The organism is Sporosarcina sp. OR05 (assembly GCF_041414805.1).
In the GTDB taxonomy this organism is placed as follows: Bacteria; Bacillota; Bacilli; order Bacillales_A; family Planococcaceae; genus Sporosarcina; species Sporosarcina saromensis.
This window is the reverse complement of sequence record NZ_JANKJL010000041.1, coordinates 1-527: the sequence shown is the minus strand read 5'-3', so window position 1 is coordinate 527 and position 527 is coordinate 1. Positions and strand designations below refer to the sequence as shown.

The 527-nt window shown below is 43.3% G+C and carries 1 protein-coding gene; it reads right to left on the bottom strand.

The features are described 5' to 3' along the window. Window positions 1–220 precede the first annotated feature (220 nt). Window positions 221–496, bottom strand: coding sequence for a hypothetical protein (locus NRI27_RS17995; protein ID WP_371391909.1), 276 nt, complete (start codon window positions 494–496; stop codon window positions 221–223). Window positions 497–527 lie beyond the last annotated feature (31 nt).

Here is a 527-nt window from a genome sequence, read left to right as displayed (position 1 = left end):
TTCCTGCTGCATGTTTGAATTTAAGCCTAACGCCAGCGAACTTTTCGTTCGCTTCTAATCGTGACCCATGCAAGTCACTAATTTTGCCTATCGGCAAGGATCGACTGGCGTCAATCCAAATTATTCGCTTTCGCGAATCACCGGCTTTGCCGGCGTTGAACACAAAATGCAGAGCCAAAAAGGCTCTGCATTTTGCTTACTCTCCTACAACTTCCGTCACTCAGAAGTCATACCAATGTTTGATGATGCGACGCATCTCCTCCTTCAATTTTTCCTTTCGCTCGGGCTGGAATAGACTCTCTAGCCTGAACTGCTCCTCCAAATGCCAGTTGTAATTTTCCTCTTCGATTGCGATTGAGAATGTAAATGCAGGAATCGAAAATATAAATTTCGTATCCGCTGCATACACATCCTTCACCACATACATCAGGGCTTCCAACTGATTTTCAAAAACGCTGTGTTGGATATCAACTACTATCCCTTGTAGCTTTTCCATTTGCATCCTCTCCTTTTTAGTTTTTAAACAC